The following is a 16,481-nucleotide window of genomic DNA, read 5'->3' as shown; positions in this document are numbered from 1 at the left end:
GGTGGTCGTCGTGACCTTGGACGTGCTCGCGGCATTGATGGACCGCTGATGTTGCGCCAGAACGCAGGGGTGGGACTGTCCACCCGTCGCAAACTTGCGTCGTTCCCTCGCATCTCGCTAAGTTAATCAACAACGGGAAGCGGAACGCGCGCCGCCCGACCCAGCCGATAACACGACTTGAGAGGTAGAGATGAAGCAGGCCTATGTGAAGGGCACGAACACGGTCATTGTTGGCACGCTGGAAGCCCTGACAGCAGTCTCCATTCTGAACGGCTTCGATGACAGCGGAGAGCCGCAGTACGCCGGCGACACAGAAGTCCACTGGAATGAGCAGAAAAGTGTCAGGACTGCCGCTGGCGGACTGATCTATGTCGATGACGACGGCACGCAGTACACCATCGAACAGATCGAGTTCCGTGAGGTGGGCTCGTGCGACGAAGACGTTGGAACACCGGGCGCCTAGCCTATCCGATCGACAACTCGGAAAGAGAGGAACTCACATGAGTACGAGATGCGGTGACTGCGCCTTCAGCCTGGAGTTTTACCCGGCAGAGGACGGTGATGAAGGCCGGAATCAGTGTTGCTACCCAACCAACCTCCTGCCACTGGCCTATCAAGCCTGTGCGGGCCGAGAGCGCGAAACGGTGAACCCGGAGCGCACGGACTGTCCTACGTGGACGGAGAAGTGATCCGGCCAGCGGTGGCGGGTTTGGGGCGGTTCACCCGCCGGAGACTTACGTCGTTTCCTGCTGCCTCGATAGGTCGAATCGTAATCGGCAAGTCCGACACTCGCCGCACAACCAATCCGAACCATCCAACTTTGGGATGACACCAAAATGACTCGCCCCTTCGCCTTCTGGCCCAACGATCAATTCCCCTTTGTGCTCGGCGGAGAGGCTGCCGATCTGTCGTTTAAGAACGTCGGCGGCCAAGCCTTGGTCACGGCACTGGTGCCTACCTACCAGGGCCGCTATGTGGCTTGCCACGTCACCGAAAAGGTGGAAGAGGGCCGTTCCGTGCTGAACGAGCTGGAAGCATTGCAGCGGGCGTATCGTGAAGAGCAACAGCAACTCCTGGGGCGCTATATGGCGAAAGCCGTGGAATTCGCCCCGTGGTTGGCCGATCAAGCTGCTTACAAAGAACTTTCTGCCGACTAACCGAAATGCGTTGCCGAGGACAGCCATGAGCCTTTGACCGGCTGACCTGGCACGCTCGGCCCACTCACCGGCTTATCCGTCCAATTTGCACCCCGACACTCAAGGGAGAAAACTATGTCGTCGCATCAATGCTACCTGAAGGGCCAGCTCAGTCTTCGTGATGGTGTCACCGCCGATCAGGTGAATGGGGCCTTCAAGGCGTTCCTTGAGGGGCAAGGCCTGAGCTTTGCGGACCTGACCGCCTCGGACCAGATTTCGGTTGACGCCAGCAACATCCTCAACATTGACATCCCCTTCTGGTCTCAAGGCTATTTCAACGATGAAGTCGAGGAAGCGGCGATTGCTCTGGGCACAATCTGCGAGGGCGATGACTGGATTGAGCAACACGATATCGACACCGGCGACTCTGAGGCAAGCCTCATTCCGTACTTCATCGGCGCAACGCCGGAACTGCGCCTCGCCGCCCGCCGCAAGTATGGCCTGCTCCAAGCCCAAACATGGCTGGAGCCTATCCTCGGCAAAGATGCATTTGCAAAAGTTCAGGACTTCGCTGCCGGGTTCCCCTTGCAGGAAACCAAAGAAGGTCGGTGAAGGATTGCGGCCGGGGGTCCGGCCGCAGTGATCGCCCAGGAGCGCGTACCCGCTGGCGAGCTTATGGCCGCCGGCCAGTGCTCCGGCTGCGGCATCCATGCCAGCGTGACCGTGTGAGTGTCCTCCACGATCAACGTAGGCATGTGGTCGCAAACGACATCGCGCACGGCAATGCCGTCGATGTAGATACTCGCGGCCGGTGCCCAAAATCTGGCTTGCGCCGGTCCTCCTTGAATCGGTAACTTGATCTTCATGGAGTTACGACGACAGGGGAGGGGCAGATGGAAACCACTTGCCCACAAAGCGAGATCGAGCAGTTGCAGGCCGAGCGCAAAGCCGACCTGGAGTGGAAGAAGTGGCGCCGGCGCGCGGCCCGCCGCTTGCCCGAGCTGGCAGCACGAGTGTTTGCGCTCAAAGGGAAGGACTACTACGCGACGATCGGGAGGCTTGGCCGGTTGATCTCGGACGTGGGCGATCCGACCAGCACGCCCTATGAGGGCAAGCAGCGCTTTGGCAACAGGATCGTCACGCAGATCGCCTTCGAGGCATTGCACGCCGAGCTGCGCGAGGCTGAGGCGGCGGCCAAGGAGATTGCAGCCAGGAGCGGCGATGCAGGCTAGCTCGATTCGCCAGCTCGCCAACTCAATGCAGTGGAGGCTGACCGAGGCGCTGCGCGAGCGCGACGCCGCTGCGGCCGAGAGGGTTTGCGCTGATCTGCGGCGCCTCAATGCCGAGATCGAGCGGTTGAACACGTCAGCCGGCGCTGTCCGCACCTTGATTGCCCAGGAGCGCGACCTCGCGTGGCAGGCGGCAAACCCAAAGGCCCAAGAGGAAGCACGAGCAGGCCGTGGGCCGCTGTGGGAAAGGATACGGGTTGCCTTCCCGTATTTCCCCTTACCCGATAAAGCGAAATTCAAGAAGGACAAAGTTTGATGCCAAAACAACTGGAAGGCGCCGGCCTGAGCGCCGAGCAGCTCGATGACCTCTACAACCCCGATGGCGACGGCGAACACCCGCAGATCACCCGCTCGATGTGGCGTGACGCCGTGGCTCAACAAGATACCGCATCCGGGTATTGGCAGTGGCTGGCCCACAAGCTGCAGGAAGGGGTGGATGCGGTGATTGAGTCGGCGGCACTGAGGATTATTGAGGGCCCGGAATTCTGTGCGCCCATGAACGGCCGGGCCGGTCTGTATGTTCAGGTGCTCAGTCAGCGCGGTCGCGTGCCGGCGGCAGTCCTGTTGGAGTTCCTCCGTAACGCCGTAAAAGAGGCGGGGTTTGACCCGGACGGCGAAGGTCTGGTGGGCCTGCCCACGGTGCGTGGCATTACGGCACGTACCTATGGAATGTGGTTCTTCACCAGGGTTCAGCCGGCGCAGGTCAAACCCGCCGACGACGGCCCGCACTTTGTCGTGATCCAGGAAGGTGGCACCAGCACCGAGCTCCACCTCCATTCGTTCAACACGGCGGCGGATGCGGAGCAGTACAGGGTTGGGTGTGTGAGCGACGGTGCTTACCGAACGAGCCCCTGCATCCAGATTGCTCCTTCGCTGGCTAACCACCCGCAGTTCTATGAGATCGCCGGTCAACTGATCCAGGCGATTACCGAGATCGACTATGCCGAGGAGCCGGATGGCGAAGACGGCGAACAGGAGGAAGTGCTATGCGCAGCCAAGTAGCTTCGATTTCGCTCACCCGTATTGAGGGAGCTCCGGTCGCCGGCATCAACGAGAGGGTAACCACGTGGGCGCAAGCCGATTCGGTCCTGAGACGTTGGTCGGAATCGGTGGCCCGCGACGGTGGGTACGACAAGTGCGAGTTCTCCGTGGAGTGGCAGAACGGAGCCACCTACCACGGCCGTTACGACCTGGTGAACTGGCGCGATGCCACGCCGGACCTTGCCCGGCACATACGGGAGCTCGCCTACTTCTATACCGGGCGCCGGACCCCGGCGCACATGACGCTGAGTATCTACGGCGCTTTCCTGGACATGCACTGCACGAAGGCGGTGGCGACGCAGTACGAGAAGCTGCTCGCACGCAATGATCTCGGCGTTGCCGAACATCCGACCGTTCAGGTGCAAGCGGAGGCGCCGGCGGCCGCTGGAGCGTTTCAGTTCGCCGGGTTTGCTCGGCCGGCGATGTCTGGCGGGCTGTAGGCTACCCGGTGGTCTCCGCAGCGAGACTTTACCGCTGGCCGACCTTGCGCGGCTCCAGCCTGGCTCTGTACGCTGACCTGGTAGGTGAACAACAACGAAATCAACAGGGCAACGAATGACCATTTGTGAGAATACCCGCGCAGCGCTCATCGAGTACGATCGCACGCATCCATCGCGCGCGAGTGCTTGGAACAACGTTGAAACCAACGCCGATGTTGATGCGTGCGTGGCTTCGGATCGTGCCGCCCTGGAGCTCGTGCAACGTGCCTTCCACCGTGATACGTCACATATCAATTCACTGGCTAACTGCCTGCGGGTTGACCTTGCGTTCATGCGGAAGATGGCAGACAAACACTCGAAATCGAGGGGAAATGACTATGAATCGAATCATGATGGGAAAGCTTGTTGCGATTGCGGTGTTGGCTCTGGCTTCGAATCTTGCTAGCGCGCAGGAACAGGACAGCGGGAAAGCTGGCTCCAAGGTGACAGTTGTCACTCTATATAGCGAGGCCTGGGTGGCGCCCGGCATGGGTGGCGGTGATCAATCCAGCCGGCCTCCGATCCAGATTGTGAACGGAGGGGTAAAGAGCGCAGGCGGCTCCTGCTGGGAGTTGAGCCCGACCGGTGAAATCAAGACGGTCCCCGGCGAGTGCTACGTGCTTCGTTCCGCTGGCCCCGGCGAAAAGCCGCCGCAGCAGTGAGAAGGGGGCGCTTGACATCAGCAAGGAAGGAGCATGAACGAGCAACTGAGGCTGTGTGGCTGTGGCGCTGTGCCGCGCATGTCGAACTATGAGGGCAGCGCGATTCACGTATCGTGCCGGTGCGGCCTGCAACTCTGGGGAGCCAAGGCCCATTTCGGCAGCGAAGCCGAGGCTATCGCTGCCTGGAACAAGCGGGCCGGCGCCGCAGCGGAGCCGGTGGCGTGGCGATACCGCACGATCACCGGATGGCATACGACCACTGACGCGGGGAAAGCGAGCCGTCTGAAGTTTGAGCATGGCTATGAGGTTGAGGCGCTTGCGGTCATGGCCAAACCAGAGGATGCCGCGCATCGCGAATCGCCAGGTCGTCTGTGGGGCGACCTTCGATGAGCTGCGCCGATGGCACTGGCAGCACCGTCAGAAGATGGTCGCTGTCTCCCCCAAACGAGGGGGGTGTCGGATGCCGCGTGTTTGGCCGTAGGCGCTCAACACACCAATTTCGAGCCGGTATATAGGGACCAATATGGAAAAAATGAGAACGAATGTCGATGTCAAGTTGCCATACAAGAAAACCGTGATGAGCGACGGAACAATTGAGGTCTCGCTCCCCTCTTTGAGGGTTGGACTCATTTGGATTAAGATTCTTGCGTTTCCAATTGTTTGTGTATTTTTTGTTATCTTTTGGATTGGCGACAAAATTTCTAGATTGCTGGACCTTGGGCCGTGGTTTATCCCGGTTGTCTTGGGACTTGCGGTGTATGTTCCTTACCGCTTGTGGCGTATGCTTTTTAACGGTGCGGAGAACAAGTTTTATGTTGTCCCACAGCAAGGCGTGAGGTTCGACGGCAAGCAGATTGCATTTGCCGATATGGACTATGGGAGAGTTCACGTAAGCGAGAAAAGCCATCCGGGAACTAATCATCCCGCGTATCATATCCAAGCCACCATTTCCGGCGTAAATGTCACAATCTTAGCACTTACGAGCTTTGACGGCGCGAATGCTATTGCATATTTGATTAATCAGAATAGTCCGAGCGTTCGCCCTGCCAGAAAGGCCGCCTAGTTACATGCTTCGTACATTAATCTGAGCGGAGCGGGTCACCGGCGAAGGCCTGCCGCCCATCGCCACCCACCGGCCGAGACCGACTTGCGCGGTTACTCGGCCGTTTTGTATTCTGGCCTCGTGATCAATATTTCGAGTAGATATGCAGGTCGAAAATACTCGCTTTTCCCTCGTGTCCAGCGCAGCGGTTCGGGCTGCTCTCGACGCGTTCAATGCCTTCCCTTGCCCAAACCCTGGTTCTATCGCCCGCTCCTCGAATGAAGAGCAGATGCGCGCAGCCTTGGAGGCGGCACTGGGCATTCCCACGGCGCTGGAAGGAGCACCAAGCGTGAGCGATGAGCGGACGGCGACCCCGCTGGCCGATCGCATTCTCGCGTTGTACGCCCCAACGACCAAAGACCTTGCTATCGGTCGAAAGGGGATGGGTGTGGTCGTTGGAGGCGCATTCCGAGTGTTTGCCAACGGCAGCGCACAGAGCCAGGTTGCCATGTTCACCGGGGCTGAACCCTTTGCCGAAGGTGAACTCGATGCTAATGCGGCGTTCTACGCCGGCATCCATGCGCTGATTCCTGAGATCATCCACGCCCTTCAATCTGGGTCGGAAACTGCTAGCGGGACGGCGGGTGGCACGGAACTGCAATCTGGCATGGGATGCAAAGGTATGAAGAAGGACTACGTGATCTTGGTGTCGCCGGATGAGCCGCGCGGGTATCTCGGTCTGGAAGGCGACGAGGACGATGGCGAGGTGAGCACCATTCCGCCGCGTACAACGGACGTTGACCTTGCCGTTCGCTTCGACCGGTTTTCCGACGCGCGTGTTGGCGTGCGCACCGCCGCCGCTCGTTACCCAAACCATTCGTTTCGCATTGATGTCGCTCCGCACGTGTCCAAGGAGGCTGCATGATGCACCAGGCTGACCTACTGCTGGTTCAATCGCCACCCAGGCTGGACGTGGCCCGCTTCGAAGGCTGGCCGATTCCGGGTTTGACCCCGATCGAGACGGCGCAATCCGCCCTGGCTCAGAGCCGGGAATTCAAAGCCGCGATCGCCGCTGCCATTCTGTCGGGGCCGGCCACGCTGGTCACCGAGGCGATGGTTCGCGCCGCGCTGCCGCAGGACTGGAAGGACACGCTGGGGCGTTTCTTCCATGCAGGGCTGTGCGCCAGGGAGGGGGAAGAGCACGGAATCCACGTCAAGTACGTGCCGCATGACGGTGGCGGGTACCACTATGAATACCGTGCGATGCAGGTGCGTCATGCGTGAGCACGACCTCAAGACCGATACGTCCGTCTTCGGGGCGGTCTATGAACGTGGGGAGGGGTGATGGGCTACATCAATCCGCTTCTGCGGCTGCCCGCAGCGCGAGCCTTGCTGGGTCTGTCGGGATTACAACGCCGCGCGGTGGCCAAGGTCTGCCGGGGCCTACGCGAGGAGGCGAATGCCGAGGCCGAGCTCGCCTGGAAGCGCCGCAAGGGCCCGATGGCGGCCTACTGGCGTGCCGTGTCCACCTATGCCCGGCACCTGGCCCATGCGCTGGAGCAGGGCGAGGTTGAGTTGGCAGCCGTTGCCGTGCCTGAGGGGTTTGTGCTGGTACCTAAGGAAGCGACGCCGCAAATGCTGGAGGCTTTTCGGTTCTTGCCGGAAATGACCGACCGCGCGCTGCAGGCGCGGTACCAGGAGCTGCTGGGTGTAGCTCCGCAACCGATCGAGGAGGCCGCATGAAGCTGGCCGAAGCAATTGAGCGCTTGGAGCGTATTCATGCACACGACCGGCGCGATAGCCTCCTGGTGGTGCCGTTTGATCCTGGTTACGCCACGGCTGGTGGTCGGCCGTACAAACCCGTGGAGGCGATCAACCCTGGGTTTGACTGGGACGCCGGGAAGGTATTCATCGAGCTGGACGTGAAGCTAATGGCGCCGAACGAGGAGCTCGAGCGCCTGACGTTTCGCCGCTACCAGAACGCCATGGGGCGCATCGGCCTGGCGCTCAACTCCGCTCTGCCGCCGGAGGCAAAGCTGCAGGCGGTTCAGAGCTGGGTGGACCTGGCACTCGGCCCGCGCAAGGTGAGCGCGCCAAGGAAGGCGTAGCACCAAGGACTTAAAATGACTGACATGAACCCGAATGAAGCCAAACCTGCACGCACGCCGCGCCGCTGGATCGCCGCCATCGGCGGATGGTCCCCGAGTACCGGCGTCATTTCCCTGAACCCGAAAGCGTACGACCGCTATCCACCGTCCACGGAGCGCGTATGGGTCCAGGAGGTAATGGCCGACGAGGCCGCGCCGGCAATGGCAGAGGAGGCGGCACCCGCGGTCGCTGGCGACTGGCTGCCCACTGCGGAGAACGTCAACGCGCTGCCTGAGCCGATTCGCCGCCATATCCATGACTTGGAGGCGCGCCTTGACCGTACAGGCGAGGTGGATGCGCGGCTCCGCGACCAGATCCGCATGCTGGAGGATGAAAACGAGCGGCTGCGCGCCGCGGCATCGGCGCCGGCAGATCTGGAGCAGCCGGTTGACGTGGCCGGAGACACCGAGGACGCCCTCACCACGCTGGCGCTCGAGTTGGGGTGCTTCCACAGTACGGATATTTCCAGTAACGCGGGCTTGTTCGTGCCTGGCCAGGGTAAGGCCCAGACGGACGCACGCACGGCTATCCTCGCGCTGTTCGCTCATGTCCGCCAGGGTGGCCTGGTCAATCGTCCGCTGCCGGCCGAAACGCTCAAGGCGCTTGGCCTGGTGAAGGCAACGACGCCGGCCGCCGCACCGGAGCCCGAGCGCGCGCCGAAGGCACCGACCAAGGTCGAGGAGCCCCAGGCGGAACAGATCGGACTGTTCTGACGTGACTACCGATCTTGAGAAAGGCCAGCGACAGTGCGCGCTGCTCGATCTACAGGTGGCGCTCGCGGAAGGATACCGCCAGGCGCCCGCGCACCCGGAGCCGGACCCGCAGAACGGCCGCTACTGGCTGCAGCTGGGGAAGGGATACAGCGTGCAGGAGTGCCCGCGCTACTGCACCGATCCCCGGCGCTGGCGGCCAAGCCATCATCGAGCGCGAGCGGATCGAGCTAACGCCGGACATGCCGGACGATGGCTATTGGACGGCCACCGTCACGCGCAAGGGACATGGCAACAGCCATTCCGCCATCGGCCGGACAGCGCTCTTCGCTGCGATGCGCGCGTGGGCTGAATACAAGGAGCGCAACCAGGCGTGAAATGACCTTCGACCAGGTCGTGATTGCCTGGGCACTACTCCACGCCGCGCAGGGCCGGCGCGGCACGCATCTTTTCAGCCGGGTAGTTCTTCATGAACGTCCGCGCCACTTCCGGGCTGTCGCACTGCAGCCAGTCGTCCCACTGCGTTGGCGGTACAAGCACGATGGACCGCTTCTCGTCAGTGGGCTTGTGCATACGCCCCATAACCGCGTGGCCATCGGAGTTGACGGTTAACATGGTGAAGGTGAAGCTGTCGTTCGGCCATCGCTGCCACAGCCCTGCGATGCCGAAGGCGGGCTCGCCGGCGGGCTGTATCCGGTACCAGACGCATTTAGGCCCGGCCTCATAGTTCGGCTCATCAAAGGCCCGAGCTGCGATCAAACAAAACTGGGCGTTGCGCCAGGGCCCTTTGAATGCCGCGCGCTCACCCACACTCTCGGACCGGGCGTTCATGGTCGCGTAGTCCTTCAGCTTGGGAGGCTGGCCGGTGCGCTTCTCCATCTCCGTGTTGCGCCGCTTGATTTCCTCGCGCGGCACCAGACCGAAGGTAGCCATCACGCAGTCGCGCCCGCCATCACCATCGTGCAGCAGGATCGGTGCTGCGCCGTCACGGTAGACATGCGAGGCCCATTCCGCGCCCTCGGGTGGCTCCACCAAGAACACATCGCGCAGCAATTGGGCCTGAACTGGGGCGTAGTTGGTGCACACGGCGTCCTCCGTCGCAGGTTGATATCGTCTGATGGGGTGAGTGTACTGCGGTTCACTGGTGTGGCCCCGGAATCGCGGCGGCAGCTGCCAATGGCTTGCTATGTAGTTCCAATCTCTCGGCGGAGTGATCGGGTGCTGGCGGTCCCCAGTAAGAATCAAGCTCATCACTGATTTCGTGAGCGACCTCGTTCGGCCACAAGCCGCCGTTCACATGAGTCGTCGGTAGGATGTTTAGACGTCGGCTCCTGCTCCGCAAAGGGACATTGGACGTCCGAAAGAAAAGCGAGACCTGCCCGGGATACTCGGCGCCGTTTGGCGGAACAAATCCGGACGACCCAAGCGATCTTTCTTGCGGAGACACGTTGCATGGGATATTCCGTAGATTGCCAAAGTTAGTCTCGGCAAACAAAGTTCGACACTACGATCTGAGCACCTCGAAGTGGAATATCGTTAACGCCGCCACGGTGGCAAGCTCGACGATTTCGTCCGCACCCTGAATTCGATCAAGTATGGTGCATGGGCACCACCCCTGACCCTCATGCTCGCCCTCCTCACCTAGACATCGACAGTGGCCAGCCTACGCCTGGGTCTGTCGCAATCGGTCATTGACGACGGCCTGCCGGTCGAACCGATGATCCAGCCAAGCAAGTCATTGGTCGATCTCATCGAGTAATTCGTCCGGAACACCGAGTTTGACAAGCGTCAAGGCTCCCCTGATGGAACCGGCTAGGTTGAATGGGCCACCGCACGGGCACGGGCACGAGCGATGTCTCTCCGTAAATCAGTTGCCACGCGGGCGCGCCAGCCCTTCCATCAGGCCAGCGATGAACAAGCTGGCGTTGGGGGCTCCGAGGGACCGGTCATGACCTTCGCCGGTTCGAAACACTGGAGTCTATCCAAGATCGACAGATCGATGAACAACTGGAGTCAACATCATGAAAGGCGCATCTGAGCTATTTTGTATCGTCAGCTTCGCCAGCCTCAGCTTGCTTACCCCAGAGTGCCAAGCACAGGAAGCCGTTGGACAGGTTGCAACACCCGCAACTCCCCGGACCATGCGCGGGGTTGACCTGCTCAGCAACGAGGAAAAGGCGGATTTCTGCGCCCGCATGCACGCCGCCAGGACACCAGAGGAGCGCCAGGAAATCACGCGTCGTCTGCACGATCTCGTGCAGACACGCGCCGATCAACAAGGCGTAGTGCTTCGTCATGAGCGCAGGGGCGGACAGCGCATGTACGGCGGCGGTAGGAACACCGCAAGCCTGGACTGCGGCCCCGTGATGAGCCGTAGTGCCGACACTGACCAACCAGCGGCTGGCGGACTGCCGCCGCAGAAACAGGCGAGCGGTCTGGCCTACCTTAGTGGTGGCATTGGCGAGGACGAAGCCGCCGCCTTCCGGCGTGCCGCGCCGTCGTATAGCCTGCGCCTTACCTTCACCGGCAAGCGGGGCGAATTTCTGGCCGACGTTGACACTCGGATCTACAAGCCGGATGGCAAACAGATCTTTGGGGCGATATCCGACGGGCCCTTTATGTACATCAAACTTCCAGCAGGAAAGTATCGTGTGGTTGCTACTACAAACGGCATCGAACGTAAGACGGAGGTTACGATCCCATCGAAGGGAGGCGTCGCCCAGCACTTGAGCTGGCCTTCCTGAAACAATTGTAGTCTAGGCCTTGCGTCGGCCCGTCTTCGTCGTGAGCCTGCAACGCCAGCCCCGCCACCGCCCGCGTTGCCCCCGGCCACGCGGGCTCTTTTTTGTGGCGGTTCAGAGTGCCGTCAAATCGTCAAATCCACGGCCGAGCCTTGCGACCGAGTCGTAGTGCGCGCGCCAGGGCGCAATGCAGGTGAAAGTAATCTGCCGAGCGGCCACTCAGTTCATCGGCACGGACAGTTCATACTTGTGCAAAGTAGCCAGTCATCTTCCAGCGTGTTGACCTTGAATTGGAACGTCATGTCCAGGGGTTGGTCCGACACGACGACGTCGCGCATCTGGTCGCGGCCTTGGTATCCCACCGTGAGCCGGTACGCACCTGGCTTTAGTCGCATGTATAACCGTGGACCACCGGCGACAATGCGCAGCACCGCCTTGCCATCGGCGCTGGTCACAACCACGGTCGCCCCGCTCAGCGGCCTGGCGCTGCCTGCATCCATCATGCTGAGTCGGACATTGAAGCGCGCGGCGACATCTTCCATGGCCCGCCTACCGGCTTCGTCGTCTCTGGCACAAGCGTAGGGAATGCCCCGCTGCTCCATGATCTGCACGCGGTCTTCCGCCAGTTCCGTCCGCGTTGCGCAACCCGCGACCAATAGCGCAGCCAACAGCGCCGATATCGCGATGCCAAGGCCTTTTGAAATCTGCATTTCCCTGTCCCCCATTAGATTTCGACAGCGGCTCCGATTACCGGCCACGAATACGGGCCGACTGCCTCAGCTCGTCACCATCGGACCGATCGCGCTCCCGCAGCACTGGACCAACCGTCCTGGCAACGAGTTGATATGAGACGGAACTCAGGATGGCGACTCTAACGCGCTTGGATTTTGCGTAGAAAGCAGGCACGGCCCCGCTGGTTTCATCTCGGCGGCGGAGACTGCCACATCCACTGTTGATGCTGCATCATGTGGTCCATCATCATCTGCTGCATGGGCATGTACTGATCCCGCATGTACTGGCGCTGCCGCTGCTGTTCCGGGGTGAGCTTGGCATAGTACCCACCCATGTGCCCCCAGCCCATCATTGGTCCGCCCATCATCCCCGGGCCCCTACCCATCATTCCCGTGCCCATTCCGCCGCCAGGTCCCCACATGTTGTGCATCAACTGCATGTTGGCTTGCATTGTGTCCCAGTGCTCTTGAAGCAGTTTCTGTCGCGCCTGGGGATCCTGGGTCTGTCGGATCTTGTCCATTTGCTCCTGCATCTTCTTCATGTTCTCTTGCGCCTGCGCCATCTGCTTGTCGAATTCCTGCACATTGGGCGCCGCAGGCTTTGCTTGGGTGGCGGGCGGCTGCTGAGCGAGAACAGGCGTAGACGAGAGTACAAGGGCGGAAGCCGTGGCCGCCAGGATTCTTCGTTTCATTTCTCAACCCCTTCACATTGAGACGGTGACACGCCGTCGGCAAGGGGCACTCCTGCCGATTGAGTTCAATCTAGATCTCAGCGACAGCAATGATTTGCGCTGGCGCAAGAATGGCTTGCATGGCGAGCGTCAGCGGCCGGCCAAGTGGGCAGGCGAGACTTTGAGCAGCGGCTGCTATTGCCAATCCCAAACTGTCATTTGCGCCCGGACAAGCGCGATCCTGCCGTCTTGCTGGCGCCGTGAAAGACCTACATGGCGCCCACCGAAATCCACACCGTCGGTCTTCGACGCCGCGCGGCGGCAGACCCTGGCCGGCCGCAACTTCTTGTCAGGCCTTCGGAGACAGCGGCGATGTGTCCGTGGCGAGGAATTCAAGTTCCTTTTCGGTTTCAAGGCTAGCCACCGGGGCAATTTCGATGAGATCGCTCAAGCGCCTTCTCCGACGACGTTTGCAAGAATCCTGTGCCCCAGTTCAGCGGCCTGCTCGGCGCCGCGTGCCGGATGCGCCGAGACATCGAGCCAGGTCTGGATGATGTCCGTAACCGGGATGCCGTCACGCAAGACAGCGCCGCGCTGGCCGTATGGCTGCAGCTCATACCGGCAGCAAAACCTGGCCAGGGTCCGAATGCAAATTGGCAAAGCAGCCGGTCCCGATCGTGCCCAGCGCATCACCATCGCGTACGACGAAGAGTGCGTCGAGGCGCCGGCGCTGAGCATAATCTCGCGCCGCCTGCGGGCCAAGCACCAGCAAGGCTGTTGCGTAGGCATCCGCGTCCGCGCATGTCGGTGCAATGACCGTCACCGACGCAACGGAACTGCACAGTGGCGCGCCGGTTCGGGGATCCATTGTGTGCGAGATACGAGCTCCGTCGATGTCAGCCCAATGGCGGTAGTCACCGGACGTCGCGATGGCGGCGTTGCTTAGTTCGATCACGCCCATTGCGGCGTGCCGCTCGTAGTCCGGGGCCTCAAGCGCAATCGCCCACGGCGACCCATCCGGCTTGCTTCCGCACGCGCGCATTTCGCCGTCGATGCCGACAAGGCATGAGTCGATTCCGTGCTCGCTCAACACGCGTGCAAGTTCGTCGACGCCGAATCCCTTTGCAATGCCGCACAGATCCAGCGCAACGGGCCCCAGCTTGCGCACCCGGCACTGTTGCACGTCCACGTCGATCAGATCGCTCACAGACGAGCATGGGCTTGCCCGCGACGTGCCCACTCCGCCCGGACGATGTGCACGCTGCTCCCCCAATGGCCCAAAGCCCCACATGCCGACCAGGTCACCGACGCCGATGTTGAAGGCATTGTGGGTGTCACGGCCGATCTCCAGCGCACGCACGAGTAAAGCCGCGAGATTGCCGGAGACCGGCACCCAGCAATCCAGCTCGGCACGATTCAGCCGAGAGAGGTCGGAACTGTCCTTCCAGTTCGACATCTGCTCGTCAACCGCGCCCACTGCCGCAGCAAGCCGCGCCGACAGTGCTCTTTCATCCGTCTTCGGCGACGCATGGAAGGCTGCCGTGTAGCGGGTTCCCATTGTCGCGCCGCTCACACGCCAAAGCTTGAGCTGCGTGTCTGGCAACGCCTCAATAGACATCTTCAACATAGCGTCCCTGCTCTCTCAGTTGTGCGACCGACAAGCCGGTATCCGTCAGAATACGTTCCCACGCCTGCGCGACACCCTCCGCCATCCTGCGCCCACCGCACACCATGATTTGCGCGCCCTGCGTAACCAGGGTGCGCAGGCTCTGTGCATCGGCGAGAAGGCGCTCCTGCACATAGCTCCGGCTTCCGGAACGTGAGAAGGCAGTCGTGAGTGCCTGCAGCCGCCGGTCGGCTACCAGGTGCCTGAGTTCGTCGCGGTACAGGAAGCCATCGTCAGCATTGCGCGCACCGAAGTACAGGTGCATCGGACGGCGGGCCGCGTTGTGCCGGATGAAACCGATCAGTGGACCAATCCCGGTACCAGCCCCGATCAGGATCACGGGCGCGCTTCCGGCGCCCGGCCGAAAGCGCGCGTGCGGCCGCATGAATGCCTCGATCGTGTCGTCGGGCTGCAGGCCTGTGAGATACCCGGAGCAAACGCCGTTCAGATGACGCCGCACGCAGATCTCGACCAGGCCGTCCGCCGTCGCGCTCGCGAGCGAGTAGTACCGGGGCGAGGTGGCGCCCGGCGGCACGACGCCGAGCAGATCCCCCGTCTCGAACCGAGGCAGCCGCGGCCGTAGCAGAGTGGGCCAGGATCTTGCCCCCGCTGCAGGCCTGAAGCGCAGCACCGAAGTCATGTCCTCTGGATCCGCACCATAGTCGTCTCGTGAGACGAGCTTGAGCGGTATTGTGGGCGGCAGCAATGGTGTGTAGCGGATATCGAGCGACACGCCGAGCCTTTCGGCGAGCCCCGTGCACCACTGCCGGAATTCGGGTTCAGACTGCCGGTCAACCGTGCCCGGATCGGTCAGTGCTTCCAGCCCCCTGGCGGTCAGCGCGTCATGAACCGTTCGCGCATAGCCGCAAAAATGAGGGAACTGGCGGTCGCCGAAGCCCAAGACCCCGAACGCCACCCCGCCAGGGATCGTCAGACGCTCGAGCTTCGGCAGGAATCGTATAGCGCTCTCCGGTGCATCGCCGTCACCGTAGGTCGCAGTCAGGACCAGCAGATACCGCAGGCTGCGGTAGCCGGCTGCGAAATCGTTCATCGGCGCAACATGCACGCGAAAGCCAGCCCGGATCAGCGCTGCATGCAGCGCCGAAGCAAAGCCCCACGTGCTATTGCCCTCGGTGCCCACCAACAACACAGTATCCGCGTCGCGTGCCGGCACGTTGTTGCCAGCAAGCTTCAGCATGGCCCGTCGACGACGCAGCCACAGTAGCAGGCCGGTTGCGGCCAGCAACGGCACCGACGCCGACGATACGCCGAGGATCAGCCCGAGCCACCATAGCCCTTCGCCCGTGTGCAGCATGCGGACAACCCCGTGCGCACGTTGCCAGGCGTCGGCCGGCTGAAAGGCAAGCCATCTGCCTGACGATCGATCGACATAACCGACGCCATCTGTCGTATTCACTTCGATGCTGCTGCTCGGGTCGGCCGCGCTGGCAAACGTCAACTGACGCAGCCTGGAGACATCTATTGCCAGTGCGGGCATCTGCCGCAGTGGCATCGGGGGCGTGGTGAGTGCCGAAACGCTGAGGGCGGGCTCCTGCGCGCCGCCTTCCGGGATCACGCCGAACGTCGTCAACGACATGACGACCCCGGTCATCGCCGACAGCGTGAGGCCGGCAAGCGCGGCTCGTGCAGTTTCGTTATGCAGCCGCTGCAACCCGTCACCCCGGATCGGGGCCGCAATATGCGTCCACCCGCCCATTCGGCGTGCGAGCAATACAAGCCCGGATAACGTGGCGAACAGCATGAAAGCAGCAGTCGCACCTGTTGCGATCCGCCCAGCATCACCGAGAAAGAGCTTGCGGTGGAGGTTCTTCAGCCAACGCTCGACAGGCGAGGGGCGATAATCGCCGACAGCCTTGCCGGTAGCGGGATCAATGATTGATGCGCGTTGTTCGCCGCCAGCCTGGTAGTACGCGATGATCGCCCCTGACGGCCGGCGTATGAGTGTTTCGACGTCGGGCACCGAGGTGCTCACGCGGCTGGCGAGCGTTGCAACGCTCAGCGGAGTCAGGCCTGGGCGGACGGCACTTGCGTGCTCAAGTGCCGGATTCACTGACAGCACCGTGCCTGTCATGGCGACGATCGTCATCAGCAATGCTGCGACGAGACCGGGGATTGAATGGAGCTTGCGTAGCATCGGGCACCTC

23 protein-coding genes are annotated in these 16,481 nt (G+C 61.8%); 17 read left to right on the top strand and 6 right to left on the bottom strand.

Features of this window, described 5'->3' with window-relative positions; all coding sequences use genetic code 11:
* Positions 1–190: 190 nt before the first annotated feature.
* The 16 genes from K2O51_RS31165 to K2O51_RS35335 all read left to right on the top strand — a co-directional run bounded on the left by K2O51_RS31165 (position 191) and on the right by K2O51_RS35335 (position 8,884).
* On the top strand, positions 191–463 hold the full coding sequence (locus tag K2O51_RS31165) for a hypothetical protein (RefSeq protein WP_220631877.1): 273 nt from the start codon (positions 191–193) through the stop codon (positions 461–463).
* A 373-nt stretch (positions 464–836) separates the two neighbouring features.
* Positions 837–1,157, top strand: coding sequence for a hypothetical protein (locus K2O51_RS31160; RefSeq protein ID WP_220631876.1), 321 nt, complete (start codon positions 837–839; stop codon positions 1,155–1,157).
* Between the two features lie 114 nt (positions 1,158–1,271).
* Entirely contained in the window at positions 1,272–1,748 is a 477-nt protein-coding gene (locus tag K2O51_RS31155; RefSeq protein ID WP_220631875.1) for a hypothetical protein, read from the top strand.
* 281 nt (positions 1,749–2,029) lie between these two features.
* On the top strand, positions 2,030–2,368 hold the full coding sequence (locus K2O51_RS31150; RefSeq protein ID WP_220631874.1) for a hypothetical protein: 339 nt from the start codon (positions 2,030–2,032) through the stop codon (positions 2,366–2,368).
* Complete coding sequence (locus K2O51_RS31145; protein ID WP_220631873.1) at positions 2,358–2,681, top strand: hypothetical protein; 324 nt, start codon at positions 2,358–2,360, stop codon at positions 2,679–2,681. The genes K2O51_RS31150 and K2O51_RS31145 overlap by 11 nt, the downstream gene beginning before the upstream one ends.
* Positions 2,681–3,427: a hypothetical protein gene (locus tag K2O51_RS31140; protein WP_220631872.1), complete on the top strand. Its 747-nt coding sequence runs from the start codon at positions 2,681–2,683 to the stop codon at positions 3,425–3,427. The genes K2O51_RS31145 and K2O51_RS31140 overlap by 1 nt, the downstream gene beginning before the upstream one ends.
* Entirely contained in the window at positions 3,412–3,906 is a 495-nt protein-coding gene (locus K2O51_RS31135) for a hypothetical protein (RefSeq protein ID WP_220631871.1), read from the top strand. The genes K2O51_RS31140 and K2O51_RS31135 overlap by 16 nt, the downstream gene beginning before the upstream one ends.
* Positions 3,907–4,283: 377 nt before the next feature.
* Entirely contained in the window at positions 4,284–4,607 is a 324-nt protein-coding gene (locus K2O51_RS31130) for a hypothetical protein (RefSeq protein ID WP_220631870.1), read from the top strand.
* A 33-nt stretch (positions 4,608–4,640) separates the two neighbouring features.
* The gene (locus K2O51_RS31125; protein ID WP_220631869.1) at positions 4,641–4,997 is read left to right on the top strand and encodes a Lar family restriction alleviation protein; all 357 of its coding nucleotides are present in this window, start codon (positions 4,641–4,643) and stop codon (positions 4,995–4,997) included.
* Between the two features lie 142 nt (positions 4,998–5,139).
* Entirely contained in the window at positions 5,140–5,670 is a 531-nt protein-coding gene (locus K2O51_RS31120) for a hypothetical protein (protein ID WP_220631868.1), read from the top strand.
* Positions 5,671–5,812: 142 nt separating this feature from the next.
* On the top strand, positions 5,813–6,574 hold the full coding sequence (locus K2O51_RS31115) for a hypothetical protein (RefSeq protein WP_220631867.1): 762 nt from the start codon (positions 5,813–5,815) through the stop codon (positions 6,572–6,574).
* Entirely contained in the window at positions 6,571–6,933 is a 363-nt protein-coding gene (locus tag K2O51_RS31110; protein WP_220631866.1) for a hypothetical protein, read from the top strand. The genes K2O51_RS31115 and K2O51_RS31110 overlap by 4 nt, the downstream gene beginning before the upstream one ends.
* A gap of 60 nt (positions 6,934–6,993) precedes the next feature.
* Positions 6,994–7,392 carry a hypothetical protein gene (locus K2O51_RS35340; protein WP_245001983.1) on the top strand — a complete coding sequence of 133 codons (399 nt, stop codon included), beginning with the start codon at positions 6,994–6,996 and terminating at the stop codon, positions 7,390–7,392.
* Complete coding sequence (locus K2O51_RS31100; protein WP_220631865.1) at positions 7,389–7,757, top strand: hypothetical protein; 369 nt, start codon at positions 7,389–7,391, stop codon at positions 7,755–7,757. The genes K2O51_RS35340 and K2O51_RS31100 overlap by 4 nt, the downstream gene beginning before the upstream one ends.
* Before the next feature lie 15 nt (positions 7,758–7,772).
* On the top strand, positions 7,773–8,510 hold the full coding sequence (locus K2O51_RS31095) for a hypothetical protein (protein WP_220631864.1): 738 nt from the start codon (positions 7,773–7,775) through the stop codon (positions 8,508–8,510).
* A 239-nt stretch (positions 8,511–8,749) separates the two neighbouring features.
* The gene (locus K2O51_RS35335) at positions 8,750–8,884 is read left to right on the top strand and encodes a hypothetical protein (RefSeq protein WP_245001982.1); all 135 of its coding nucleotides are present in this window, start codon (positions 8,750–8,752) and stop codon (positions 8,882–8,884) included.
* A 34-nt stretch (positions 8,885–8,918) separates the two neighbouring features.
* Here the strand turns inward: K2O51_RS35335 and K2O51_RS31085 are convergent, their stop codons facing one another.
* Entirely contained in the window at positions 8,919–9,593 is a 675-nt protein-coding gene (locus tag K2O51_RS31085) for an SOS response-associated peptidase (protein ID WP_220631862.1), read from the bottom strand.
* Positions 9,594–10,528: 935 nt separating this feature from the next.
* Here K2O51_RS31085 and K2O51_RS31080 point away from each other — a divergent pair.
* Positions 10,529–11,251, top strand: coding sequence for a hypothetical protein (locus K2O51_RS31080; RefSeq protein WP_220631861.1), 723 nt, complete (start codon positions 10,529–10,531; stop codon positions 11,249–11,251).
* A 221-nt stretch (positions 11,252–11,472) separates the two neighbouring features.
* Here the strand turns inward: K2O51_RS31080 and K2O51_RS31075 are convergent, their stop codons facing one another.
* The 5 genes from K2O51_RS31075 to K2O51_RS31055 all read right to left on the bottom strand — a co-directional run bounded on the left by K2O51_RS31075 (position 11,473) and on the right by K2O51_RS31055 (position 16,471).
* Positions 11,473–11,973, bottom strand: a complete 501-nt coding sequence (locus K2O51_RS31075; protein ID WP_245001981.1) for a carboxypeptidase-like regulatory domain-containing protein — start codon at positions 11,971–11,973, stop codon at positions 11,473–11,475.
* Between the two features lie 194 nt (positions 11,974–12,167).
* Positions 12,168–12,671 (bottom strand): hypothetical protein, encoded by a 504-nt coding sequence (locus K2O51_RS31070; protein ID WP_220631859.1) that lies wholly within the window; start codon positions 12,669–12,671, stop codon positions 12,168–12,170.
* Between the two features lie 426 nt (positions 12,672–13,097).
* Positions 13,098–13,232, bottom strand: a complete 135-nt coding sequence (locus K2O51_RS35605; protein ID WP_280640424.1) for a hypothetical protein — start codon at positions 13,230–13,232, stop codon at positions 13,098–13,100.
* A 31-nt stretch (positions 13,233–13,263) separates the two neighbouring features.
* A complete protein-coding gene (locus tag K2O51_RS31060; protein WP_220631858.1) occupies positions 13,264–14,277 on the bottom strand; it encodes an FAD:protein FMN transferase in 1,014 nt (337 codons plus the stop codon).
* Entirely contained in the window at positions 14,258–16,471 is a 2,214-nt protein-coding gene (locus K2O51_RS31055) for a PepSY domain-containing protein (protein WP_220631857.1), read from the bottom strand. The genes K2O51_RS31060 and K2O51_RS31055 overlap by 20 nt, the downstream gene beginning before the upstream one ends.
* Positions 16,472–16,481 lie beyond the last annotated feature (10 nt).

It is taken from the genome of Cupriavidus pinatubonensis (assembly GCF_019602855.1).
Taxonomy (GTDB): Bacteria; Pseudomonadota; Gammaproteobacteria; order Burkholderiales; family Burkholderiaceae; genus Cupriavidus; species Cupriavidus pinatubonensis.
This window is presented reverse-complemented; position numbering and strand designations above follow the sequence as displayed.